Source organism: Klebsiella sp. K47 (assembly GCF_051858335.1).
GTDB lineage: Bacteria > Pseudomonadota > Gammaproteobacteria > Enterobacterales > Enterobacteriaceae > Klebsiella > Klebsiella pneumoniae.
The window spans coordinates 140,924-164,752 of record NZ_JBPYUI010000006.1 but is presented as its reverse complement, the minus strand read 5'-3'; the positions used below and the strand labels follow the sequence as shown (position 1 = coordinate 164,752).

20 protein-coding genes are annotated in these 23,829 nt (G+C 59.0%); 7 read left to right on the top strand and 13 right to left on the bottom strand.

What is annotated here, in order from left to right:
- Positions 1-62: 62 nt before the first annotated feature.
- On the bottom strand, positions 63-2,426 hold the full coding sequence (locus tag RRF55_RS07965) for a TonB-dependent receptor domain-containing protein (protein WP_048332146.1): 2,364 nt from the start codon (positions 2,424-2,426) through the stop codon (positions 63-65).
- A gap of 215 nt (positions 2,427-2,641) precedes the next feature.
- Here RRF55_RS07965 and RRF55_RS07960 point away from each other — a divergent pair, with 215 nt between their 5' ends.
- Positions 2,642-2,935: a SelT/SelW/SelH family protein gene (locus RRF55_RS07960; RefSeq protein ID WP_032415447.1), complete on the top strand. Its 294-nt coding sequence runs from the start codon at positions 2,642-2,644 to the stop codon at positions 2,933-2,935.
- 39 nt (positions 2,936-2,974) lie between these two features.
- Here RRF55_RS07960 and RRF55_RS07955 read toward each other — a convergent pair whose 3' ends face one another.
- Positions 2,975-4,684, bottom strand: coding sequence for a thiamine pyrophosphate-requiring protein (locus tag RRF55_RS07955; RefSeq protein WP_004181065.1), 1,710 nt, complete (start codon positions 4,682-4,684; stop codon positions 2,975-2,977).
- Between the two features lie 35 nt (positions 4,685-4,719).
- Positions 4,720-5,661: an AEC family transporter gene (locus RRF55_RS07950; RefSeq protein WP_064114828.1), complete on the bottom strand. Its 942-nt coding sequence runs from the start codon at positions 5,659-5,661 to the stop codon at positions 4,720-4,722.
- A 184-nt stretch (positions 5,662-5,845) separates the two neighbouring features.
- Here RRF55_RS07950 and RRF55_RS07945 point away from each other — a divergent pair, with 184 nt between their 5' ends.
- Positions 5,846-6,733: a LysR family transcriptional regulator gene (locus RRF55_RS07945; protein WP_004181063.1), complete on the top strand. Its 888-nt coding sequence runs from the start codon at positions 5,846-5,848 to the stop codon at positions 6,731-6,733.
- 66 nt (positions 6,734-6,799) lie between these two features.
- Positions 6,800-7,141, top strand: a complete 342-nt coding sequence (locus tag RRF55_RS07940) for a nitrous oxide-stimulated promoter family protein (RefSeq protein WP_074185251.1) — start codon at positions 6,800-6,802, stop codon at positions 7,139-7,141.
- A 66-nt stretch (positions 7,142-7,207) separates the two neighbouring features.
- Here the strand turns inward: RRF55_RS07940 and RRF55_RS07935 are convergent, their stop codons facing one another.
- The 9 genes from RRF55_RS07935 to RRF55_RS07895 form a co-directional block, all read right to left on the bottom strand.
- Positions 7,208-8,062, bottom strand: coding sequence for a metal ABC transporter permease (locus RRF55_RS07935; protein WP_064153082.1), 855 nt, complete (start codon positions 8,060-8,062; stop codon positions 7,208-7,210).
- The gene (gene sitC / locus RRF55_RS07930) at positions 8,056-8,904 is read right to left on the bottom strand and encodes an iron/manganese ABC transporter permease subunit SitC (RefSeq protein WP_064153083.1); all 849 of its coding nucleotides are present in this window, start codon (positions 8,902-8,904) and stop codon (positions 8,056-8,058) included. Before sitC ends, RRF55_RS07935 begins: the two co-directional genes overlap by 7 nt.
- Complete coding sequence (locus tag RRF55_RS07925; RefSeq protein ID WP_064153084.1) at positions 8,901-9,722, bottom strand: manganese/iron ABC transporter ATP-binding protein; 822 nt, start codon at positions 9,720-9,722, stop codon at positions 8,901-8,903. The genes sitC and RRF55_RS07925 overlap by 4 nt, the downstream gene beginning before the upstream one ends.
- Positions 9,719-10,636 carry a metal ABC transporter substrate-binding protein gene (locus RRF55_RS07920; protein ID WP_004174672.1) on the bottom strand — a complete coding sequence of 306 codons (918 nt, stop codon included), beginning with the start codon at positions 10,634-10,636 and terminating at the stop codon, positions 9,719-9,721. The genes RRF55_RS07925 and RRF55_RS07920 overlap by 4 nt, the downstream gene beginning before the upstream one ends.
- Positions 10,637-10,814: 178 nt before the next feature.
- Positions 10,815-11,777, bottom strand: coding sequence for a LacI family DNA-binding transcriptional regulator (locus RRF55_RS07915; protein WP_002915031.1), 963 nt, complete (start codon positions 11,775-11,777; stop codon positions 10,815-10,817).
- Positions 11,778-11,833: 56 nt separating this feature from the next.
- Positions 11,834-12,748 (bottom strand): ROK family protein, encoded by a 915-nt coding sequence (locus tag RRF55_RS07910; protein WP_023285492.1) that lies wholly within the window; start codon positions 12,746-12,748, stop codon positions 11,834-11,836.
- A 50-nt stretch (positions 12,749-12,798) separates the two neighbouring features.
- Positions 12,799-13,113, bottom strand: a complete 315-nt coding sequence (locus RRF55_RS07905) for a PTS lactose/cellobiose transporter subunit IIA (protein ID WP_002914983.1) — start codon at positions 13,111-13,113, stop codon at positions 12,799-12,801.
- Between the two features lie 23 nt (positions 13,114-13,136).
- Positions 13,137-14,459 carry a PTS cellobiose transporter subunit IIC gene (locus RRF55_RS07900; protein WP_004145789.1) on the bottom strand — a complete coding sequence of 441 codons (1,323 nt, stop codon included), beginning with the start codon at positions 14,457-14,459 and terminating at the stop codon, positions 13,137-13,139.
- 9 nt (positions 14,460-14,468) lie between these two features.
- On the bottom strand, positions 14,469-14,783 hold the full coding sequence (locus RRF55_RS07895; protein ID WP_002914979.1) for a PTS sugar transporter subunit IIB: 315 nt from the start codon (positions 14,781-14,783) through the stop codon (positions 14,469-14,471).
- Between the two features lie 177 nt (positions 14,784-14,960).
- Here RRF55_RS07895 and RRF55_RS07890 point away from each other — a divergent pair, with 177 nt between their 5' ends.
- From RRF55_RS07890 to RRF55_RS07875, 4 genes are all read left to right on the top strand, one after another.
- On the top strand, positions 14,961-16,232 hold the full coding sequence (locus RRF55_RS07890) for a PTS sugar transporter subunit IIC (RefSeq protein ID WP_130953132.1): 1,272 nt from the start codon (positions 14,961-14,963) through the stop codon (positions 16,230-16,232).
- 262 nt (positions 16,233-16,494) lie between these two features.
- Positions 16,495-17,832: a maltoporin gene (locus RRF55_RS07885; RefSeq protein WP_002914972.1), complete on the top strand. Its 1,338-nt coding sequence runs from the start codon at positions 16,495-16,497 to the stop codon at positions 17,830-17,832.
- Between the two features lie 12 nt (positions 17,833-17,844).
- Entirely contained in the window at positions 17,845-20,037 is a 2,193-nt protein-coding gene (locus tag RRF55_RS07880; protein ID WP_130953131.1) for a CBM35 domain-containing protein, read from the top strand.
- Between the two features lie 50 nt (positions 20,038-20,087).
- Positions 20,088-21,488 carry a glycoside hydrolase family 1 protein gene (locus RRF55_RS07875; RefSeq protein WP_439419114.1) on the top strand — a complete coding sequence of 467 codons (1,401 nt, stop codon included), beginning with the start codon at positions 20,088-20,090 and terminating at the stop codon, positions 21,486-21,488.
- A 53-nt stretch (positions 21,489-21,541) separates the two neighbouring features.
- Here the strand turns inward: RRF55_RS07875 and flhA are convergent, their stop codons facing one another.
- Entirely contained in the window at positions 21,542-23,614 is a 2,073-nt protein-coding gene (flhA, locus tag RRF55_RS07870; protein ID WP_004185384.1) for a formate hydrogenlyase transcriptional activator FlhA, read from the bottom strand.
- Positions 23,615-23,829: the final 215 nt, after the last annotated feature.

Here is a 23,829-nt window from a genome sequence, read left to right as displayed (position 1 = left end):
CTTCTCGACGATGAATATCCCCGGCCGGCGGGCCGGGGGCAGGTGCGTTATTATTCGGGCAATCAGAAGTCGACGTTGACGCCCAGCTGCCAGGTGCGGCCCGGCATCACCGCCAGCGCTTTATCGTTGGCGTCCTGGTTGGTGCCGGTCTCGATATTGCGGCTGCTCAGGTAATCCCAGTATTTACGATCGGTGAGGTTGTAGACCCCGCCATTGAGGCGCACGTTTTTCGCCACCTGCCAGTACGCGGTCCAGTCCAGCATGCCGTAGCCCGGCACGCGCATATAGTCGCTGCTGGCATCGGTGATGGCGGATCCGCTGTTGCTGTAGCTTTCGCGGTTGGTGGCGGTCGCCTGTTTCCCTTTGACAAAGGTCGCCGTCAGGGCGGTGCCGTAGCGTTTCGCCGGATCGTCCCACGCCACGCCGACGATGGCTTTCATTGGCGCCACGCTGTCGAGGTCGACGTATTTATCGCCGCTGTAGCTGGATTTCGATTTCCCTTCGCTATAGCCGAGGGCGAGGGTGGCGCTCAGGCCGTCCACCTGCTCAAACCAGGTGCCAAAGTTAAATTTAGTGCTAATCTCACCGCCGTAGATATAGGCTTTATCGCGGTTTTCCGCCTGATAAATGGTGTAGATGTTCGACGGCACATTCGTGAACTGGCCCGGATTGTTGGCGCGGGTATAGCGGGTATAGGCGATAAAGTTCTTATAGCTGTTGTAGAACAGCGCCGTGCGCAGGGTGATGCCTTCGGTAACTTCCCCTTTCAGCCCCCACTCGAGATTATCGCTGGTTTCCGTCTTCAGATCGGTATTGCCGATCAGGGCATACTGCTGGCTGCCGGCGTAGCTGGAGCCGAGGTTCCAGGAGCCATACAGCTGACTGGCGTTGGGGAACTGCGCCCCGCGCTGGTACTGCAGGTAGGTCATCAGGCGCGGGGTGAGGTCGTACTGGAAGGTCAACGACGGCAGAACCTGGGTATCGCTGTTTTTGCCGTACAGATTCGCCACCGACGATTCGCTCAGCACGCTGCTGTTGGCGGCGAGATCGGACAGATTTTCCGGCTTAGTCGATTGATGCACCACGCGCACGCCGGGAATAACGGCGAAGTTGTGGCTGTCGAGATCGAAGTTGATCTTATCCTGGACAAAGCCGCCGAGGGTGTAGCTGCGGCTGTCTGCCTCCGGCTGCATGATCTCGCTGTAAACGCTGGGGATCGGCGACTGGCTGAACGGCCGCTGGGTTTTGCTGGTGCTGGCGTTGAAACCGGCGCTCAGATCGTGGCGGCCCAGGGTTTTCGCCAGCGCGGTCTGCAGGCCCCAGGTGTCGGTATCGTAGTTAGAGTTCACCGTCTGCATTCTGCGGGTGACGCTGTCCGGCATATAAGTCCAGTCATGGGCTTCGGTATGCTGGTAGTAGATTTTTGTGGAGACGCTGTCGAGGTAGTCGTTCATCGGCGTCCAGTCATCCTTCAGGCTCAGGCCCCAGCGCCGGGTCTGGCTGGTCTGGTTGGCGGTGCCGATGGTGCTGTTGCCGCTGGAGTCCCAGGTATCGTAGTGGGTGTGGTTGGTTTTATGGTAATAGTCGAAGGTGCTGGTCAGCTTGTGCTCATCGTTAGGCTGCCAGATCCCGGAGGCCAGAAAAGCATCGGAGTGCCAGTTCGCCGGGTAGGCGTCGAGGGTGCCGCTGTTGTTTTCGGTTTCCTGGCCGTCACGGCGGCTATAGACCAAAATCCCGCGCAGGAACTCATCGCCGCCGGCGACGGTCACCCCGTTGTGCCAGCTGCGATCCGCAGAGTCGTAACCGCTGCGGTAGCCGAAGGCGCTGGTCTTGCCCGGGCGCAGGTAATCATCCGCTGATTTCGGGCGGAAGGAGACATTCCCCCCGATAGCGCTGTTGGCCGTTTCCGTCGAGGTGGCGCCGGACTGGATATCCACGCTGCCGTACATATACGGGTCGATATAATCGCGGCCGATGCCGAAGGTGTTGAGCCCGGCGCGGCCGACGTAGCCGCGGCCGGTGGCGTTGGGTTGCGCGATACCGTCCACGTCGATGCCGACGCGGTTGCTCTCCATACCGCGAATGTTGTAGCCGGTGTAACCTCCGCGGTCGAAGCCGCTTTTGCCGTTGCCGGAGCCGCCGCTGGCCCCGGTGGCGCTGATGAGCGGCTCATAGCGCATGATCGAGCCAAAATCGTTAGCGCCTTTATTCTCCAGCTCCCGGGCGCTGATGCTATGTTCGCTACCGGCTTTCTGCACCGGCGCGGGGGCGGTGACGGTCATTTGTTCCGAGGTGTCATCCACCGCCTCGCCGCTAACGGCGGAAGTATCTGCTGCGATGGCAGAAGTCTGATAAATTGCTGCAAACAAAGAGGTCACCAGCAGGCGTTTTTTACACCATGCTGCTGACGGAGTCGATTTGTACATAGTCGCCACGCCTTGATCGTTATTAGTATCGGCTCACGCGTTACTTCCAGAGTTGCAGGTTGCTCCGTCTTTTCCGTTGCGGATGGGGTCTTACTCCATTTGTTGATTGCGAATGGTAATGATAGGTATTATCGTTTGCAACAAAATAATCATGTGTTCTTCATTTAAACTGCACTTTGTTTACAATTTGCCCTTTCAGACTTAGCGAGACGACGATGAACTCAAAAGCGGCCATCACCATCACCTACTGTTCCCAGTGCAACTGGATGCTGCGCGCCAGCTGGATGGCGCAGGAGCTGTTACATACCTTCAGCACCGACATCGCCTCGGTGACGCTGGTGCCGGGGACCGGCGGGATCTTCAAGATCGATGTCGACGGTCAGCAGATCTGGGAGCGCAAGCAGGATGGCGGTTTTCCGGATGCGGCCGAGCTGAAACGCCGGGTGCGCGATGTCTGCTTCCCGGAGAAGCCGCTGGGCCATGTGGATAAAGGTGACCAGAAGGGGTGACAACCCCCTCCGGACGACAAGCGCCCGGAGGATAAACCGTTAGCGGGCTAACTGCACGTCAACCAGCACGCTTTGTCGGCGGGTGCGTATGAGGGATACCGCTTCTTCCAGCACGCCGGGGAGATCTTCGGCCCGGGAAACCGACAGGGCCGCCGCGCGGCTGGAGGCGGCGATCGCGGCGAAATCCGGCGAGGTGGTAAAGGCGGTGGCCGGAATGGTTTCCGCGCGGGCCGCGTAGCCGTCCGGGTAGAGCGCTTTGGTGCCGCCCGCGACGGCGCCCCATCCGCCGTTATTTCCGACCACGACGAGGACAGGAAGCTTCATTACCTCCGCAATATGGTGGCAGACCGCAGGGTTGGCGAACAGGTACGACCCGTCGCCGACGGCGGCAATAATCAGCTCTTCCCGGCGCGCAAGCTGCAGCCCCAGCGCGATGGGCAGGGCTTCGCCCAGGCCGCCGGCCAGCGCTTCCTGGTAATAGCTCTCGGCATGGGTCAGTCCGGCAAACTGCGGCAGCGTGGTCAGTTCAGAAACGATCCGGCCGCGGTGTTGATTAGCCAGATGGCCGAGGCAGTAGCTGAGCCAGGGTTTGGTAATGGCCCCGGTCTGGCTGGCATGGAGAAGCGCGTCGCGCTGGTTTTTCTGTTGCTGGATGCGGTTCTGCGTATATGCCGCCCGCTCCGCCACATGCTGCTGGCGGGCGGCCTGCAGCGGGCGCAGCGCCTCTTCCAGCAGGCTGAAGACTTCATCGGTCTCGCCCGCCAGGTTGATGTCCGCGCGATAGCCGCGCACCGGGTAGCGGGAGAAGAGCGGATCGGGGCCCATCTGGATCACGGTGCAGTCCTGGCGACAGTCGCCCTCGGCGATCATCCATGGTGCCTGCGAGTCGACCACCAGAATCACATCGGCGTCAGCGAGCCAGACGCTGGGATCAGCCCCGGCGAGCAGGGGATTATCGGCGCTCAGAGTAACCTCGGTGCCCCAGTATTCCACCAGAGGGATCGCCCATTCGCGCACCAGACTATCGAGGCGCGCAAAGCCTTCCGCCGTTCGGGCGCCGCGCTGGGCGAAGATGACCGGGTGTCTGGCGCAGGCGATTGCCTCGGCTGCACGGGCGATATCTTCCCGGACTGGCGCATAGCGGACCGGCTGCTGCGAAGGGCCAGCCTGCAGCGCGGCCTCATCGACGGCAAAGGTTTCGCACAGTGGCTCACGCGGTAAGCTCAGGTAGACCGGCCCTTTCGGCAGGGAGCTGGCGATCGCCCAGGCCCGGTCAACATGCTCGCCGATCTGATCGGCCAGCCGCAGTTCAAAATCCCACTTCACGGATTCACGGATCAGCGCCGCCTGGTCGCGCATCTCCTGGCCGTAGCCAATCGGCGTATTACGGCAGCCGAAGTGGGAATGTTCGCTTATCGGCGTGCGGCCGCCAAAAATCAGCACCGGAATATTGCTGTTCGCCAGATTGATGACGCCGCAGGCGGCGTTGGCTAGCCCGACGTTGGTGTGAACCATCACCGCCTGCACCTTGCCGGTGCCGAGGTAATAGCCATGGGCCATGCCGATGGCGGCGTTTTCATGCGGGCAGATCACTAACTCCGGTACCTTTTGCCCGGTCGCCCGGGCCTTTGCCCAGGCTTCAATGACTGGAGGATAATCGGTGCCCGAGTTGATAAAAATATACGCCACGTCCAGCGCCTGTAGCCGATGCAGTAACAGTTCAGCAGCCGATAATGTGATAGAGGCCATATTCTCTCCGTATTCACGCGGTGTAATCGCGGTAATTAAAAGGTTAAGAAAATAAATCCGCCCATCGTAATGATGGAGGCAATAATACTCAGCGCCATCGTCGAGGCCATTTCCTGCTCGCCGGTTTTATACTGCATAGCAATAATTATCGCGATGGAGCCTACCGGGATAGCCATCGTCAATACGACTTCCTTTATTTGCTCCATGCTGAAGCCCATTTTTAATAAAATGAGATAGCAGGCGCCGGGGACCAGAATATTGCGGGCGATAACGGTGATAATGGTAGCGGTGGTGATAACAATGCTGCGCGTATAGAGCACGATCCCGGCGGCAAACAGCGCCAGCCCGCCAGAGGCTTTGCCCAGCAGACCCAGCGACATCGAGATAGTCTGCGGAATATGGATATCCGCCAGCACGATGATCAGGGCGATTACCGGCGACCAGACCACGGGTTGTTTAATGGCGTTAACCACCCGTGCGCCAAAGGAAATATGCTGGCTCTTATCGCCAGTGGCGACCGACATCAGTATCATCACCAGCGGCAGCTGGAAGACGTTTTGCGTGATGCTGGACACGGTGATCAGCGACGCGCTGACGGTGCCAAATAAAAAGGCCAGCACTGAGGTGCCGATAAACGGGACTGCCGGCGAGCCGATGGCCAGCGCCTGCAGCGTACTGAGGGCGAGGTTGCGTCGAAACAGATAGCGGGCGACCAGTAAGGGAATGACGAAGCTGAGAATCAGCGCCAGGATGATAGCCACGGCGACCGGGCCCATGGTCATGACGATGTGTCGCGGCGTCATCACCATATTGCTGAAAATACTTAGCGGCAATGCGTAGAGCATCACAATTTTATTGATGTCTCCCGCCTGCTGCCAGTTAAAGTCTTTTCGTTTACCGCTAATATAGCCGATGATGACGGTAATGATGACCGGTAATATAGCGCCTGAAATTAATAGAATATTGTTCTGTGTCATGGTGATATATTCTCATTATAAATTATCTTCGGTTCAGAAATGTGTTTTGCCGTGGGTGGTGAGATAAATAAATCCTTTTGAAGTATGCGTTCCGGTGATTTTTGAGCGTATTGATAGCGATATTTATTCGCTAAAAAAGGGCGCAGGGGAAATGCAAAAACCGTTTATTCAATGAGTAAATATCATGCCAATGAAATTTAAGCAGATTCAGGCATTTATTACCGTCGCCCGCGAAGGCAATATGACCCTGGCCGCAGAGAAAATGGGGATCACCCAGTCGGGACTGAGCCGACTGCTATTGAGCCTGGAAGCGGACCTGAGCGCATCCTTATTCGAACGACATAAGCACGGCATGGCGTTGAGCGAATATGGCAGCGCCTTTTTACCCTACGCGCTGACGATGCTGAATACCGAACAAAAGGCGCGCGAGGAAATTGAGCTCATCCGCGGCGCCGGGAAAGGCATTCTGCGGATTGGCTGCGTTTCCAGTCTGCTGACCAGCCATTTCATCGATAAGCTGGCGGCTTTCCATCAGCACCATCCCCAGATCCATCTGCGGATCGTCGACCGCATTGACTCCGAGCTGTATAAGCTGTTGCTGATGCACGACATCGATATTGCCCTCTGCGGTCCCTTACCGCATGATGAGAAAATCGTGGTGCGGGGCAAAATTAACTGGCAGGACCGGATCTGCATCGTCGCCAGGCAGCACCACCCGCTGCATCAGGCGGCGGACGTCACCCTGGAGGCGATGCTGGACTATCCGTGGATCATGCCGCCGCCGTCTAGTACGCCAATGAACATCCTGGCGGATATCTTTCGCGCCCGGCAGTTGCCCTGTCCGCAACCGGTTATTGAGTGCGCCTCATCCTCGGCCATTAAGGCCTTTCTGTGCGAGAGCGATCTGTTAACGTCGATGCCGGCCCCGGTTTACCGACACGAAGAAGCGCTTGGCCTGCTGCGCCCGTTTGAGCTCGAGGGCAGCGTTTTTATCCGGGATTTCTATGCCTACAGCCATTTCGGGGTTCTGTCCGGGGCAGCCCTACAGTTGATTCAGCATCTGAAGCAGTGAGTCTGGTCGGGTATGGATATTAAGGTGTATGATAAATGCATCTTAAAAAAGACGAAAGGCGGGGAGATGGGGAAGCGTATCGAACGGGAAAAAATGACGATTCAGCGGATGATTGCCCTCTACCAGCGGCGCTGTCCCGAGGCGCAGGCCGATGATGCGCACTATCAGGCGCTGAACGCCTACGCTGACAAGCGCCTTGATAAGTGCGTGTTTGGCGAGAACAAACCGGCCTGCAAGCAGTGTCCGGTGCATTGCTACCAGCCGGCGAAGCGCGAGGAGATGAAGCAGATTATGCGCTGGGCCGGGCCGCGGATGCTCTGGCGCCACCCGATCCTCACTGTTCGCCATCTGCTGGACGACAGGCGCCCGGTGCCGCCGCTGCCGGAAAAATATCGACCGAAAAAGTAGCGGCTTTCCCTGGTCAGCGCTGCGCAGCCGGGCGACAAGTCGTGCTCTTGTAGCCCCGGCAAGGCGTTAGCCGCCACCGGGGATAATTGCTGAAGTTTTCTGTTTCTGACTATCGCGGATCGTGCTTGCGACAAAGGCGACTACAAACAGCGCGGTAAACAGCACCACGATAGTCGGCGCTGGCGCGCTGTCGAGATAAAACGCCAGCCACACCCCTCCCGCCGAGCAGCCGATGGCCACCGCTACCGCCAGCAGCAGGGCGTGGATAAAGCGTCTCACCAGCAGAAGCGCGATCGCCCCGGGGGCAATCAGCAGCGAAATCGACAGAATAATCCCCACCGACTGCAGCGTCGCGACGATGGTCAGGGCGATCATGCACAGCAGGCCGTAGTGCAGCAATCCGCCGCGCAGGCCGCTGGCTTTAGCCTGCGTTGGATCGAAGGCGTGCAGCAAAAAATCCCGCCATTTGAGACCGATAATCAACGCAATCACCAGTGCGATCGCCGTCGTTTGCCCAATATCGCTGAGGGATATTCCCAGCATATCGCCGAACAGGATATGGTCGAGATGAACATCGGACTGGATCGCTACGTACAGCACCAGTCCGGCGCCAAACATGCCGGAGAAGACAATCCCCATGATGGTATCGCGCTTGAGTCGGCTGTTATCGTCGAGAAAACCGGTCGTCACGGCGCACAGCAGACCGGCGATAAACGCGCCGATGGCGAAGGGGATGCCGATAATGTAGGCCAGCACCACGCCCGGAAAGACCGCGTGGCTCATGGCGTCGCCCATCAGCGCCCAGCCTTTGAGCACCAGAAACACCGACAGCAGCGCGCAGGGAATGGCGACGACGATCGATATCGCTATCGCATTGACTATAAAAGGAAACTGGAACGGGGCCAGGAACAGGTTCAGCATGCGGCCTCCCTGGCGCGGCGGCGGCTGGCCAGCAGGCCGTGCTTCGGCGCGAAGATAAAGGTGATGAGGAACAGCAGCGTTTGCGCGACCACGATAATGCCGCCGGTGGCGCCGTCGAGATAGTAGCTGAGCCAGGCGCCGAAGAAACTGGTCAGGCTGCCGATAGCCACGGCGATGGCCAGCAGGCGCGGGAAGCGATCGGTTAACAGCCACGCGGTGGCCCCGGGAGTCACAACCAGGCAGATGACCAGAAAGGCGCCGACGGTCTGCAGCGCCGCCACGGTGCAGGCGGCCAGCAGGGTAAAGAACAGCAGCTTCAGGCCGCGGGTGTTCAGGCCAATCGAGCGGGCGTGGTGTTCATCAAAGAAGGTCACCATCAGGTCTTTCCACTTCAGCAGCAGAATCGCCATTGAGATAAAGCCGATCGCTGCCAGCTGGATAATATCCTCCGGGGCGATGGCCAGAATATTGCCGAGGATGATGGTCTGGATATTCACCGACGTCGGATTCAGCGACACCATAAACAGCCCGATCCCGAAGAAGGAGGAGAAGATCAGCCCGATAATGGCATCCTCTTTTAGCCGCGAGCGCTGTTGCAAAAACAGCATGCTGCCCGCCGCCAGGCCGCCGGAGAGAAACGCGCCGAGCGCGAAGGGCAGGCCGAGCATATAGGCCCCGGCGACGCCGGGTACAATCGAGTGGGAGAGGGCGTCGCCAATCAGCGACCAGCCTTTGAGCATCAGGTAGCAGGAGAGAAACGCACAGACGCCGCCCACCAGCGCCGACACCCACATCGCATTGAGCATATAGTAATAGCCAAACGGCTCCAGCAGCCCGCTCATCGTGGGCCTCCCGCCGCGCGCCGGCTGATAAACGGCCGCTCGTCATCGGTGATAACCTGCGCTTCCCCGCCGGTGAGCGCGACGTGGCGCAGCACGCCACTGAAAGCCCGCTCCAGATTCTCGGCGGTGAAGGTGGTTTCTGTCGGGCCGCTGGCCAGCACGGTGCCTTTCACCATCACCGTATAATCACAAAATTCACTCACTGACCCGAGGTTGTGGGTGGAGACCAGCATGGTACAGCCCTCATCGCGGAGCTCGCGCAGCAGGCTGATGATCCGCGCTTCGGTCTGCACATCGACGCCGGTGAAAGGCTCATCCAGCAGGATCACCTGACCCTGCTGAGCGATGGCGCGGGCAAGAAAGACGCGCTTTTTCTGCCCGCCGGAGAGCTCGCCAATCTGCCGATGGCGGTACTCGCTCATGCCCACGCGGGCCAGCGCGGCATCGACAATTTCGCGATCGCGCGGCTTTGCCCGCCGCAGCCAGCCCATATGGCCGTAGCGGCCCATCATCACCACATCCTCCACCAGCACCGGGAAGGACCAGTCCACCTCTTCCGACTGCGGGACATAGGCGACCAGGTTCTGGCGCAGCGCGCGGTTGACCGGCTGGCCGAGTATGGCGATCTCGCCGTGACCAACGCGGACAAAGCCCATCAGCGCTTTAAACAGCGTGGATTTACCCGAGCCGTTAACCCCCACCAGCGCGGCAATGGAGCCGCGCGGCACGCTGAACGAGGCGTTGCGCAGGGCAGTGTGGCCGTTGCGCCAGGTGACGGTGAGCTGGTCGACATACAGTCCCGATTGCGCTGTATTCATGGCTGCTTCCTCATCCCGTCCTGGATACCGTTGACGATGGTTTCGGTGGTGACGCGCAGCAGGTCGAGCCAGGTCGGCACCGGGCCGTCGGCGGCGCTCAGCGAATCGACATACAGCACGCCGCCGTAGTGGGCCCCGGCTTCCCGCGCCACCTGACGCGCCGGTTTATCGGAGATGGTGCTTTCGCTGAAGATGGTCGGGATGCGTTCTTTCTTCATGGTGTCGATAACCTTGCGCACCTGTTGCGGGGTGCCCTGCTGATCGGCATTGATCGGCCACAGATACAGTTCGCGCAGGCCATAGTCGCGGGCCAGATAGGAGAAGGCTCCCTCGCTGGTGACCAGCCAGCGCTTATCCGCCGGCAGCTGCGCCAGTCTGGCCTGCAGCGGCGCCATCGTCTGACGGATCTTCTCTTTGTAGGCCTCGGCGTTACGGCGATAGGTGTCGGCGTGAGGCGGATCGTACTTCACCAGCGCATCGCGAATGTTATCGACATAGATCAGGGCGTTATCTGCCGACATCCAGGCATGGGGATTGGGCTTCCCGCTATAGGGGCCCGCGCTGATGCCCATCGGCTGGATCCCCTCGCTGACCACCACCTCCGGAACGCCTTTTAAGTGCTGATAAAAACGGGCAAACCACCGTTCGAGATTAAGCCCATTGCTGAGGATCAGCTGCGCCCCCTGCGCGCGTTTGATATCGCCGGGCGTGGGCTGGTAATCATGGATCTCCGCGCCCGGTTTAGTAATGGAGCTCACGTCGGCGGCGTCGCCGGCCACGTTCTGCGCCATATCGGCGATAACCGTGAAGGTGGTGATAACCCTGAATTTCTCCTGCGCCGAGGCCGGCGTCGCGGCCAGCAGAGCCAGCGCGCTGGCCAGCAGCAATGATTTCAGCGGTGTCAGGTGTAGCATAGGATCCCTCGCAATGGTGTGGTTAATTTCCCAGCGTTTATAGCCATTGCTATGTTATATAGCACAAGCTATTTATAAATGAAAATAATTCTTATTTGCATGCGTGGGTAATAATGAGCCCGGAAACGAAAGCGCGAAAAGGGGAGGTAAGTCTGGCCCGGCGCCAACCGGGCGAAGATCAAGAGATATCGGCGACCGACTGGCGCGGGATCAGGCGGCCAGCCAGCGAGCGGCCCTCGGCGGTGAAGGTTGGCCGGTCGTCAATCAGGCTGCGAATACGCTGAATACAGTTATCCAGCAGCGCCTCCAGTGGCCAGGAGATGCAGGTCAGCGGCGGGTAGAGCAGCGAGGCGAGCGGGGAATCCTCAAGGCTCAGCAGGGAGACCTCCTGCGGGACGGCGATGGTGAATTCGCGCAGCAGACGCATCGCCTCAGCCGCGTAGCGGTCGCGTTTAACGATAATGACTGAGTATTTACTGAAGCTGTTAATTAAGGTCAGCAGCGCCTGCTCGACGTCATCGTTGGCCGTCAGCACCAGCTGGCGGTTAAAAGGAATGGAGTAGTTCTGCAGGACGTTGCGGTAGCCTTCCAGCATCTGACGGCTGGCATCGTCGCTATCGCTGTCCACCAGCAGGGCGATGTTGCGGTGTCCCTTGCCAATCACATAGCGGCAGGCGCTTTCGGTGGCAAAGGCGAAGTCATAGCCCTGGCTGTTGCTCCCGGCGACGCCGAAGCGGTCAAAGGCGATAACGTTGCGCGGCGCGTCGGCGGCAACGGCGCCCAGCACCACCACCGCCACGCACTGGCGCTGCAGATCGTCGATTACCGCCGCCTGCTCTACCGGGTCGCTGACGTACTGGACCAGCAGGCTTTTATTCAGCCCTTTCAGCGCCTGAGAGAGCAGCGGCAGCAGACGTGCGCCGTGGCTTTCGTCCTGCGCGGAAATCACCAGACCAACGTGGCTGGATGTCTGACTGGCGAGGTTTTGCGCGGCAAAGCTCGGGCGATAGTTGAGTTCTTCAACGGCCCGCAGCACAGCTTCCCGGCTCTCTTCGCGCACGCCCCGGGTGCCGGTCAGCACGCGGGATACCGTCGCTCTTGAGACATTCGCTAATCTTGAAACATCATCAATCGTTGGCATGGCTTTTTCTGTCTGAACATTTTCGCCTAGCTTAACATACCTGCTGAAAAAAGTGTCTACCGCGGCCCTTGCGCGGCGCCGGGAAGCCGGGGCAGCCAGGCCGCGCCGCGCACGCCGCTGGCGTCGCCGAAACGGGCCGGTTTGATCTGCGTGCGGCAGGTGTCGGAGAAGATCCACGGCACGATGGCGGCAGGCAGATCGCGATAGATCTGGCTGACGTTGGACAGACCGCCGCCCAGCACAATCACCTGCGGGTCGAGAATATTGATCACCGACGCCAGGCTACGGGAAAAGGCATCGATAAAGTGTCGCCAGTGGGCCAGCGCGCGCGGATCGCCGTTTTGCGCCGCGGCGACAATGGCTTCCGCACGGGCTTGTTCCCCATAGCGGCGGGCGAAGCCGGTACCGGAGAGAAAGCTTTCGATGCAGTTCGTTTTGCCGCAGTAGCAGGGCTGCGGCGGGCCATCGCGCTCAGGAGTATAGCCCGGCAGCGGATTATGCCCCCACTCCCCGGCGATAGCGTTGGGGCCGCTGAGCAGCTGTTGATGAACGGCGATCCCGCCGCCGCAGCCGGTACCGATAATCACCCCGAAGACGGTGGTAGCTCCGGCGCCGGCGCCATCCACCGCCTCCGAAAGAGTGAAGCAGTCGGCATCGTTTGCCATCCACACCGGCTGGCCAAGCTGCTGCATGATATCCCGGCGCAGATCGTGACCGTTGAGCACCAGGCAGTTGCAGTTTTTAATGCGTCCGCTTTGCGGATCGATAGCCCCGGGCAGGCCGATCCCCAGGGTGAACGGCTGCGGGCTGACCGCGCGAATATCGGCAATCAGGGTCAGCAGCTGACGCATAAAGGCGTCATAGCTCTCTTTGTGGGTCGGCCGGCGCAGGCGCTGGACGCATTCGCCCGCCGGGTCCAGCAGTACGGCTTCCATTTTGGTGCCGCCAATATCTATTCCAAGATGTAACATAGTGACCTCGGGGAATCAGGCCCGGCCAGCGCGTCTGGCCGGGCAAGGCGCTAGGCGTGAAGCGGCTGCGCGCGGTAAATCGCAATCAGTTCGGCAATCAGCTCTTTCGCCAGAATGGATGTCATCAGGTGATCCTGAGCATGGACCATTACCAGCGTCATTTTGGTTTTTCCCTCGCCTTCGTCAGCTTCGATAAGCTGGGTCTGTACAAGGTGAGCTTCGCGGGAATAGTGCGCCGCTTCCTGCATTTTGGCGTCGGCGGTGGCGAAATCACCCGCTTTAGCGGCGTGCAGCGCTTCGTAGCACAGGCTACGTGACTGGCCGGCATTGATGATGATCCCCATCACCTGTTCTTCTAATTCCATGATTATCCTCTGAATCGTTAGCGTTAAGCGGTTTGCGCCGCGTTGTCAGCCTGGCCGACGGCGTTTTCACGTTCCTGGGCCAGCAGCTGTTTTTCGTAAGCTTTGAGAAATGGCAGGTACATCACCATGGCGGTGGCCATACAAATGAGGCACAGGATCACCGGGCTAAAGCTCCAGTTCGCCGCCCACGAGGCGCCGATAGGCGCCGGCGTTGTCCACGGCGTCATCGACACTACGCGGCTGACCAGGTCCAGCTTCAGCGCGAAGTACGCCAGGGTCGCGTTGACCATCGGCACCAGCACGAACGGCAGGAAAAACAGCGGGTTCATGATGATCGGCGCGCCAAACAGAATCGGTTCGTTGATGTTAAATACGCCCGGCACGACCCCCATCCGGCCGATCGTCCGCAGATGCACGGCCTTGCTGCGCAGCAGCATCAGCGCCAGCGGCAGGGTGGAGCCGACGCCGCCGATCAGCAGATAGTGATCCCAGAAGCCCTGGACATAGATGTGCGGGATAGCGGTGCCAGCGGCCATGGCCGCCTGATTGACCGACAGGTTGGCCATCCAGAACGGGTTCATGATCCCGGTGACGATCAGCGCGCCGTGGATCCCGGCGAACCACAGCACCTGACAGACCAGCACCGACAGCAGGATCGCCGGCAGCGTATCGGAAGCCGCGACCAGCGGCTTCACCAGCGACATGATCGCTTCCGGAATGATCATCCCCAGCTGGGCTTCGATAAACAGGTTCAGCGGATGCAGCGTCAGAATGATCGCCAGCACCGGGATCAGGATTTCAAACGAGCGCGCCACCCCGGCAGGCACTTCCGGCGGCAGGCGAATGGTGATGTTATGCCGTTTGAGGAAGGCGTACAGCTCGGTGGAATAGATGGCCACCAGAATGGCGGTAAAGATCCCCTGACCGGAGAAGTAGGCAGTAGAGATCTGGCCATCTTTCAGCGGCGCGGCTACCAGCAGAAACGACATCAGCGACAACATCCCGGCGGTCAGCGAGTCCAGATGATGGTGTTTGGCGAGGCTGGCGGCGATCCCGACGGCGATAAACAGGGTCATCACCCCCATGCTGAAGTTGAACGGCAGCATCAGCGCATCGCGATGATCGAGCGAAAATTGCAGCCAGGCGCGGGCAAACCCCCACGTCGTATCCGGAGAAAACGGCGGGAAGATAAACACCAGCAGGAACGAGCCGACGATCATAAAGGGCAGGGCAGTGATAAAGCCATCGCGGATCGAGGTGACATATTTTTGCTGGCCGATCGCGCCGGCCAGCGGCGTGATCTGCCGTTCGATCACGTCGATCAGTTTAGCGTACAGAGAGCTCATGATCTTTCCTTAGTTCTTGTTTTCGATAAGGGAAAGGGCGAAATCAAGGACCGCGGCGCCTTTTTGCATGCCGTAGTCCATCATATTGATGGGTTCGACGCGGATACCGTATTTATCCGCCTGTTTTTGCAGGTCCTGCTGCATGTATTTCACCTGCGGCCCCAGCAGCACCACCTGATAATGGCCAACCTGTTCGGCGAACTCCGCTACGCCATAGGCGTTGATCTCTACCGGCAGGCCCCGCTGTTCGGCTTCCGCAATCATTTTTTTCATCAGCAGGCTGGTGGACATGCCTGCCGAACAACACAACATAATTTTTTTCATAATTACCGCTCCTGATGAGGTTGGATGAGCGGACTATAGTCAAAATGGATGCATTACGGAAAGCGCTTTCCGTTTGTGGATTTATTAATTGTGACCATGATCACCTATGGCAGGCTTTCACTTTCCGGTGTTGTGGGCGATCATCCCGGCGAGACAACCATTCGCAAAGGTAGGAGTATGAACATTCAGTTAATGAATGTGGCCGTGGACATCATCGAGCAGCGGCTGGCGCCGCTGGCGAACGTTCTGACGCGCAACAACCACATTACGGCGATGCGCGATAGCTTTGCGCTGGCTATGCCCTTTGTGATCGTTGGCAGCCTGTTAGTTCCCATTTTGTTTCCGCCCGTTTCCATCGACGGCGCCTCGCGTTTCGGCCAGGTCTATTTGCTGCTGCGGCCTATCCTGCTGCCGACCTTTCAGCTAACTATTGGCCTGGTGGCGCTGATTGTCGCCTTCGGCGCCAGCGCCAGTCTCGCCAAGCAGTACCGTCTGCCGGAACGGCTCTGCGGTTTAACCGGGTGTCTGGCTTTTCTGCTGTTTATCGGCTTTCGCGAGACTGCGGTGAGCAATGTTTATCTCGGCGGTATGGGGATATTTACCGCCCTGATATCCAGCACCTATTCCATTGAGATAATTCGTTTTTTCTACAAAAAAGGCTGGTGCATTCGCTTGCCTGATGAAGTGCCGCTGATGACCCGCAATGGCTTTCAACTGCTGATCCCGCTGCTGGTGGTGATGCTGTCGATAAGCGTGATGAATGCCATACTGCTGCAGACCACCGGACGCATCGTACCGGAGTTGATCAGCGAAGCGGTGCGGCCGCTGGTGCTGGCGTCCGACACGCTGATGGCGGTACTTATCTCTTTATTTATCTGTAACTTACTCTGGTTTATCGGTATCCACGGCGCGCTGATCATCACCGGGATCATGAACCCCTTCTGGATGACCTATCTGTTTGAAAATCAGCAGGCGCTGGCGGCGGGTTCGCCAACGCTGCCGCATATTTATCTGCAGGGGTTCTGGGATTTTTACCTGCTGATCGGCGGTATTGGCTCCACTTTGCCGCTGGTGCTGATGGCGATGCGCAGCCGCTCGCGGCAGCTGAAAAGCGTGGCCAAGATTGGCCTGCTGCCGTCGCTGTTTAAAATCAACGAGCCAATACTGTTTGGTTTTCCGGTGATCATGAACCCGGTTTTTTTACTGCCGTTTCTCTTTGTTCCGCTGATAAATGCCTGTATCGCATGGTATTTAACTCAGCTGGGTATCCTCGACCGCGCGGTGGCGATGCTGCCATGGTCGATGCCTTCCCCGCTGGGGGCGGCATGGTCGGCGAACGGCAGCTGGAAAAATTTGTGCATGAGCCTGTTCGCGATGTTTAACGCCTGGATGCTCTATCGCCCCTTCTTCAAAGTGTACGAACGTCAGCTCGCGGAAACCGAACGCTGATCCTCTCGCCGTCGGCGGCTTATCCCCCGGCGGCACCTGCTCATCTGCTCCTCCTTCCGCTCCACTGCCGGCGCCCGGCGGCATTCTTGTCATTTTATGTGATCAGTCTCACGAATATATTCGCCGCAGAGCTAATTTTGTGAACCAGATAGGCAATTATGGAAAGCGCTTTCCGTAAGTGGATGTACATTTCCGTTTTTGATCCGTAAATTTCCCCTCCGTTATCGGTTCGTGTTAACAAACATAACGTGGGAAAAAAATAATGATAAAGCTGAAACACTCAATACCTCTGGCTCTCCTCTCGCTGGCAGGGGCCAGCAGCCCGGCCTGCGCCGATCCGAAGTATGATTTTGCGCTGCATGGCTATATCCGCTCCGGGATCCTGGCGAACTCCGATGGCAACCGCGCGGACTCCGTCGGCCTGATGCCGGACGGTAAGTGGCGACTGGGCAACGAAGAAGACACCAAGATCGAACTGATCCCCACCGTGACGCTGACGGCGGACAGCGGCGTGGTGGCGAAAGTGCAGGCCAACCTCACTCACCAGTCGAAATGCACCTCCGACTGGAACTGTCAGGATGACGATGGCCATGACGTACAGTTTCGTGAAGGGTTCGCCGAGCTGAGCAATCTGGATTTTGCGCCAGAGATGACCTTCTGGGCCGGTAAGCGCTATAGCAGCTCCAACACCTCCAGCCATCAGTTCGACTGGGAGTACATTCAGTACAACGGCACCGGCGGCGGCTTCGACAACATGGATCTCGGCTTCGCCCGCTTCGACGCCGGGGTGTACGCCTTTTCACCCACCGATGAAACCAAAGCCTACCCGGTGGATAAGGGAGATCAGGGCTACCCGGATGACTATTCCCTCAACCTGTGGCTGAAAAAGATCGCGGGGACAGGCTTCGATCTGGAGCTGATCGGCCACCACATGAACCGTAACGAAAACCATCCGACTTCCGCCGAGAAGGGCTATGGCGTGACCGGTATTTATAACTTTGACGGCTTCTATGGTCTGACCGGAGGATATTCCCGCCTCGCATTGCAGTACGGGAAAGGGCTGGCGGCGGGTGACTCGCTGGGTAAAAACGGCTGGGGCTGGGCCAATCTGGAAAACACCCAGTCCTGGCGAGTGGTGCTGGATAGCGTGGCCTCGATGGGCGACCTGGAGATCTCGACCTTCGCTTTCTGGCAGAAAGATAAAAACTACCGCTGGTGGACGGAAGATGAAAATGGCTGGGGACGCTCGATGTGGGTCGCTGGTATCCGCCCTTATCATCAGATCACCCGCAACTTTGCCATGCAGTACGAGCTGGGCTACGAATACCTGGATGACAAAAACTACAAAGGGGTAAACGGCAAAGGCAAAGGCGGCCTGACCAAAGTCACCGTTGCGCCAACCCTGACCTTTGACTCCGGTTTCTGGGCGCGTCCGCAGCTGCGCTTCTTCGTCACCTACGCGAAGTGGGATAAAGGTGTCTCCGATGCATTAGACGGTAACTACAACTGGGACACCAATACCATCACCGCCGGCGGGTATTCCCGCAGTGGCTCTACCGATACCGTTAACTTCGGCGTACAGGCCGAGGTCTGGTTCTAAGGAGAGAGAACGATGAAGCCGATGAAAAACCTGCTGCTGATGGGGCTGCTGTCCGCGCTGGGGGCCGGCGGGGCGCTGGCCGCCGAGCGCTCGCACTTTACGCACTTTATCACTCGCGACGGCGCCACCCTCAAGGACGGCGACAAGGTGTTTCGTTTCGCCGGGATCCACGCGCCGGAGCTACACCGCATTGAAGACGACGCCCGCGGCCCCTGCAGGGCAGACCCGCGCGGCTGGGGGCAATACTTTAAATGGCCAACGGCCCAGGAGCAGCAAAACTGGATCCAGGCGATGGTGCAAACCGGGGCGAAAGCCCAGCGCGTCTACGTGCTGTCGGTGCAGCAGGAATTTGATAAGGCCTGCGGGCGCGAGACCCATATTCTGGCGCCGGAAACGGCGGACGGCATGCCGCGGCTGAATGAGAAAGCCATGCGGGTGTATGACAACATGATTGCCGAAGCGGATAAACAGGGATTGCGTCTGATCCTGCCGTTTATCGACCACTGGTGGTGGTGGGGCGGGCGCGAGCAGCTGGCGGCGTTCTATCATGAAAAAGCGGAAGACTTTTATCGGACCGATAGCAAGACCTTCAAAGCCTATCTGGATGTGATCCGCCAGGTCATCACCCGGACAAATACCGTCACCGGCCGCGCCTATTATGATGAAAAGGCGATCATGGCCTGGGGAACCGGTAACGAGCTGGAGGATACCAACGCCGATTTCCTGCATCAGACCGCGGCGTGGATTAAAAAATGGGCCCCTCATCAGCTGGTGGTAGATGGCACCTATAAGAAAATCAATTCCTTTGCGCTGACCGACCCCAATGTGGATATCGTCAGCAATCACTATTACACCAATGCCGATAATAACCATCCCGGGCAGGTGACGCAGGATCTGCGCGCCGTCGGCGGACAAAAAGTCTATCTCGTCGGCGAGTTTGGCCTGCTGCCGGCGGATCAACTGAACGCCATTATGCAGTCGATTGTTCACAGCGACGTCAACGGGGCGCAAGCCGCCGGCGGGCTTATCTGGGGCTTCCGCGGCCATCGTCACGACGGCGGCTTCTACTGGCATAAGGAGTCGACCGGGCACTACAGCTACCACCTGCCGGGGTTTACCAAAGAAGGCGAAGCGAACCAGGAGCAGGCGGTGGTCGATCTGGTGCGCACCGCCGCGGCGCAGATGGCCGGGCAGCAGACGATGGCGCCGCTGCCGAAGCCGGACGCGCCTTTGCTGCGCGAAACCACCTCGCCCTTCGCGATCAACTGGATGGGCGCTGCGGTAGGACGCAGCTACGATGTCGAACGCGCCGCCTCACCGACCGGGCCGTGGACGGTGGTGGGCCGGGATATCTCCGATGGCGTTAACGAATGGAATCCGGAAACCATGGTTCTGTTCCGCGACGATTATCGTCAGCTTCAGCTCGGGCACACGTATTACTACCGGGTGACGGCGAAAAACGAGAGTGGTCGTTCGGCCCCTTCCAATGTGATTAGCGTGCAGCATAGCGAGGAGAATCAGCCGCCGGTTGTCACGCTGGAACCGGCCCTAACCACCACGCAGGACCAGGGCGTCGAGCTTACGGCCAGCTGGCAGGACGATGGCCTGCCGTCGCGAGAGGTTAAGGTGGGCTGGCAGCACGCCGGCGATGGCCAGGTGCATTTCTGCCATGCCGATCGGGCTCAAACCCGGGCCTGGTTTACGGCGCCAGGCACCTATGCGCTGACGTTCACGGCGGACGATGGGCTGTTGAAAAGCAGCAAAACCGTGACCGTGACGGTGGGCGAGGCGACGGGGAAAGCGCCAGCGGATTTCTGTCGTTATCACGGCGAAGTTTATGGCGTGGCTGAGGGGCGGCTGACGGTGATGAAGAGTGATAAAGACGCGCTGACAGTTGGCGAGGACGGCTTCCTCGGCCCATTTGCCAACGAGGGGGATAAGGTCAGCTGGCAGGTGCAGGCGCCGTGGAGCGGTCAGTTCCTGCTCAATGTAACCTTCAACGGCAAATGGGGCGGTAAGCAGAACTCATTTGTCGTCAACGGGGGCGCTCCGCAGACCGTGGCCTTCCCGCAGACGGATGAGCAGGGCCAGCAGCTGCGGATACCGGTGACGCTTAAAGCCGGGAGCAATCAGATTGACTTCGGCCGCTTCGCCGGCGACTGGGGCTATATGTTCATTAAATCGATCGAAGTGGTCGCTGAGTAGTACGTTCAGGCTGCGCCAGACGGGCGCAGCCTTTTTTCGAAGGAGAGGTTATGCAGCAGTATCAGTTTCCGCAAGGGTTCCTGTGGGGGGCGGCGGCGTCCGGCCCGCAAACGGAAGGGGTCACCAATAAGCGCCATCGTTCCATCTGGGACAGTTGGTTTGCCGAACAGCCGGAGCGATTTTATCAGCAGGTAGGGCCGCAGACCGTGTGTGATACTTATCATCAGTATCCGCAGGACGTGGCGCTGATGAAACAGACCGGCTTCAACTCATTTCGTACCTCGATACAGTGGTCACGACTGATCGCTGATTTGGAAACCGGCGCGCCGGACCCGGACGCGGTGCGTTTTTATCACGCCTATCTGGATGAGATGATCGCCAACGGCATTGAGCCGATGATCAATCTCTACCACTTTGATATGCCGGAAGCGCTGCAGAAACAGTACGGCGGCTTTGAATCGGCGCACGTAGCCGAGCTGTTTGCCCGCTTTGCCCGCACCGCCTTTAGCCTGTTTGGCCATAAGGTTAAATACTGGATAACCTTCAACGAGCCGATTGTGCCGGTTGAGGGAGGCCACCTGTACGACTTCCACTATCCATGTAAGAAAGATGGCCGGCTGGCGGCGCAGGTGGCGTTTAACATTATGCTGGCGCACGCCAAAGCGGTAACGGCTTATCGTGAACTGGCGCTGGCGGGCGAGATCGGCGTGGTGCTCAACCTGACCCCGAGCTATACCCTCACCGACAGCGACGCGGATAAAAAAGCCGCCGGGTATGCCGACCTGTTTTTTAACCGCAGCTTCCTTGACCCGCTGGTAAAACATGAATTCCCCAAAGCGCTGTGCGAGATCCTTGCCGCCCACGACAGCCTGCCGACGACCAGCAAAGACGACGCGGCGTTGATCCTCAGCGCGGATATCGATTTTCTTGGGGTAAACTATTATGTGCCGCGGCGGGTAAAAGCGCGTGAGAGCGAATATGACCTCGATTATTTCACCCCGGAATACTATTTCGAAAACGCGGTGAACCCGCAGGGCCGCTTTAATCCTTATCGTGATAACAACGAGATCCTGCCGCAGGCGATCTATGACATTGCCGCCAATATTCGCGATAACTACGGCAATATTAAGTGGTATCTCGCGGAAATCGGCATCGCGATGGATCGACAATCAGAGGGCGAGCCCGGGGCGGACGGGGTGATAGACGATACTTTCCGCATTCAGCTGATGGAGGAGCATCTGGTGCAGCTGCATCGGGCGATAGCCGACGGCGCGAACTGCTTTGGCGTGCACCAGTGGACGTTTATCGACAACTGGTCGTGGATCAATGCCTTCAAACGGCGCTACGGCTTCTGGCGACTGGATCTGGAGACCGGCGAGCGACAGATAAAACGCAATGCGCTGTGGTTTGCCGAACTGGCGACCAGCAACGGTTTTACCAGCGATAAATAGCGCGCTGCGCCAGCGCTCCCTCTCACCGGCGCGGAAAGGGGGAGCGCGCGAGGTTACACCAGTTCGTCTTTATTAATACCCAGCCGCTTCATGCGTGACAGGAGCGTGGTGCGCTTGAGCCCCAGCCGCTGGGCGGCGCCTTTCGGCCCGGCCACCACGCCGTTGCTCTCCTTCAGCACCCGGACGATCAGTTGATATTCATCCTCACCTTCCTCAGGCAGGACCGCCGGCGTCCGCGGGGCTTCCACGATATCCCGCTCCGGCAGGGAGAGCTGCAGTACGTTGCCGCGGGTGAGCAATACCGCCCGTTCGATAACGTTTTCCAGCTCGCGCACGTTGCCCGGCCACTCCATGCGCGTCAGAGTGCGCAGGGTTTCCGCCGGAATGCTGTCGATATTGCGCCCCATGCGGCGGGCGATTTTAAAGGTAAACGCCTTCACCAGCAGCGGGATATCGTCGGGACGTTCGCGCAGCGGCGGCAGGTGGATCGGGAACACGTTGAGCCGGTAGTAGAGATCGCTGCGGAATTCCCTGTCGATAACCATCTGCTTGAGATCGCGGTTGGTGGCGGCGATCAATCGAACGTCGGTCTGAATCAGCTTGTTGCTCCCCAGACGTTCGAACTCCTGCTCCTGGAGGACGCGCAGCAGTTTGGGCTGCAGTTCCAGCGGCATATCGCCCACTTCATCGAGGAACAGGGAGCTTTTGTCCGCCAGTTCGAAGCGGCCGATACGCTGGGCGCTGGCCCCGGTGAACGCGCCGCGTTCGTGGCCGAACAGATCGCTCTCCAGCAGCCCGGCGGGCATCGCCGCGCAGTTCATCTTCACCATCCGCCGACCGTTGCGTCCGCTGAGGTTGTGGATAGCGCGGGCGATAAGCTCTTTGCCGGTGCCGGTTTCGCCGAGGATCAGCACGGTGCTGTCGCTCTGCGCCACCATCTCTACCTGCTTGAGCACATTGTTCATCGCCTCGCTGCGGCCGATAATCTCCCCGAATTCGCTCTCGACATTATTGAGCTGCTCGGTGAGGGCGAGGTTCTCATCCACCAGCCGCTCTTTCAGGCGCTGAATTTCGCGGTAGGCGAGGGCGTTATCGATAGCGATCGACACCCGCTCGGCGATCTGCCGCAGCAGCTTGAGATTGGTGGTGGTGAAAACCTGTTCGTCGCACTGCGCCAGCTTAAGCACCCCGAGCAGGGTATTGCCGGACATCAGCGGCAGCAGGCACAGGGTCTGGATCTTATTGCCCCACATCTCGAAGAGCATTTTCTCATACGGCGCGAGGGTGTCATGTTCGTGCAGATTAAGCAGCAGCATCTCTTTGCTTTTGAACACGCGCTCGGTGAGGGTGCCGGCTTCATCCACCTCGCTCTGGTCGTGAACCGGGTGGCTGGCGTCAAGATAATGCGTGGAATAGATGTTGAGCTTCCCCTTGCGGTCGCTGCGCAGCACCACGCTGATGGCGTCGATCCGGAAGTAGCGATGGATCTCTTTCGCCACCTCGCTGACCAGCTCGTCGATATCCAGTCGCGAGAGCACCGCGTTAGTGATCGCCACCAGGATGCGAAAGTTGTCGCGCTCGTGGCACAGCAGATCGTAATCGACGTTATTGCTGACCCGGTTCTGAATCTGTTCGGTGACGACGGCGACGATCTGCGCGAAGGTATGCAGCCGCTGGAACTCTTTCTCGCTCCACGGCCGGTTGTCACGGCGGAGGAATTCGCAGCCGCCGAAGATCCGCCCGTCCGCCGCCAGCGGCAGCAGCGAATAGTATCCGAACGGACGATACAGTCCGCTGCGGATAAGCTGCGGCCAGGTGTCAGCAAAGGTTTCATGATCGCAATGCAGGGCATCCGGCCGGGAGAGTAAGCGACGCACCGGACCGTGGGCCAGGACGGTTTCATCCTCGTAGCTTACCGGATGGCCGGCCTCATCGCAGGCGTACCTGGCCGCGCGGTGATTACCCGCGTTCCACAGGATGATGGCCGCCTCATCGGCCAGCGCGGACTGTTGCACCAGACGGGTCAGTGTTTCGCTTAGCGCGGCCAGATCGGGCTGCTGTAATAAAAGCCGGGTGATATCGAACAGCCCCTGCTGGCCGAGATCGCTCATCGGTGTATACGACATTGCTTACGTCCAAAACGCGCCGACAACGCGGCGCATAAGAAAATGATGGTACAAATAATAGTATGTTAATAAAGCGGTTATTGCCGCTTTAACCCATCCATGGGCGCCCGCTGGTTTGGGCAAAATAATTACGCTGGCTTTTTCCCGGCTCGCGCTGCGCTTAGCCGGGCTACATGTGCGCGCAGTTTTGTAGCCCGGAAAAGGCGCCAGCCGCT

Bases quoted from the DNA above. Each gene is read 5' to 3' on its own strand.
- sitC (WP_064153083.1), bottom strand. From the start codon at position 8,904: ATGAGCGGGCTGCTGGAGCCGTTTGGCTATTACTATATGCTCAATGCG.
- RRF55_RS07955 (WP_004181065.1), bottom strand. From the start codon at position 4,684: ATGGCCTCTATCACATTATCGGCTGCTGAACTGTTACTGCATCGGCTA.
- RRF55_RS07960 (WP_032415447.1), top strand. From the start codon at position 2,642: ATGAACTCAAAAGCGGCCATCACCATCACCTACTGTTCCCAGTGCAAC.
- RRF55_RS07885 (WP_002914972.1), top strand. From the start codon at position 16,495: ATGATAAAGCTGAAACACTCAATACCTCTGGCTCTCCTCTCGCTGGCA.
- RRF55_RS07900 (WP_004145789.1), bottom strand. From the start codon at position 14,459: ATGAGCTCTCTGTACGCTAAACTGATCGACGTGATCGAACGGCAGATC.
- RRF55_RS07925 (WP_064153084.1), bottom strand. From the start codon at position 9,722: ATGAATACAGCGCAATCGGGACTGTATGTCGACCAGCTCACCGTCACC.
- RRF55_RS07880 (WP_130953131.1), top strand. From the start codon at position 17,845: ATGAAGCCGATGAAAAACCTGCTGCTGATGGGGCTGCTGTCCGCGCTG.
- RRF55_RS07935 (WP_064153082.1), bottom strand. From the start codon at position 8,062: ATGCTGAACCTGTTCCTGGCCCCGTTCCAGTTTCCTTTTATAGTCAAT.
- RRF55_RS07895 (WP_002914979.1), bottom strand. From the start codon at position 14,783: ATGAAAAAAATTATGTTGTGTTGTTCGGCAGGCATGTCCACCAGCCTG.
- RRF55_RS07920 (WP_004174672.1), bottom strand. From the start codon at position 10,636: ATGCTACACCTGACACCGCTGAAATCATTGCTGCTGGCCAGCGCGCTG.
- RRF55_RS07890 (WP_130953132.1), top strand. From the start codon at position 14,961: ATGAACATTCAGTTAATGAATGTGGCCGTGGACATCATCGAGCAGCGG.
- RRF55_RS07915 (WP_002915031.1), bottom strand. From the start codon at position 11,777: ATGCCAACGATTGATGATGTTTCAAGATTAGCGAATGTCTCAAGAGCG.
- RRF55_RS07965 (WP_048332146.1), bottom strand. From the start codon at position 2,426: ATGTACAAATCGACTCCGTCAGCAGCATGGTGTAAAAAACGCCTGCTG.
- RRF55_RS07945 (WP_004181063.1), top strand. From the start codon at position 5,846: ATGCCAATGAAATTTAAGCAGATTCAGGCATTTATTACCGTCGCCCGC.
- RRF55_RS07905 (WP_002914983.1), bottom strand. From the start codon at position 13,113: ATGGAATTAGAAGAACAGGTGATGGGGATCATCATCAATGCCGGCCAG.
- flhA (WP_004185384.1), bottom strand. From the start codon at position 23,614: ATGTCGTATACACCGATGAGCGATCTCGGCCAGCAGGGGCTGTTCGAT.
- RRF55_RS07950 (WP_064114828.1), bottom strand. From the start codon at position 5,661: ATGACACAGAACAATATTCTATTAATTTCAGGCGCTATATTACCGGTC.
- RRF55_RS07875 (WP_439419114.1), top strand. From the start codon at position 20,088: ATGCAGCAGTATCAGTTTCCGCAAGGGTTCCTGTGGGGGGCGGCGGCG.
- RRF55_RS07940 (WP_074185251.1), top strand. From the start codon at position 6,800: ATGGGGAAGCGTATCGAACGGGAAAAAATGACGATTCAGCGGATGATT.
- RRF55_RS07910 (WP_023285492.1), bottom strand. From the start codon at position 12,748: ATGTTACATCTTGGAATAGATATTGGCGGCACCAAAATGGAAGCCGTA.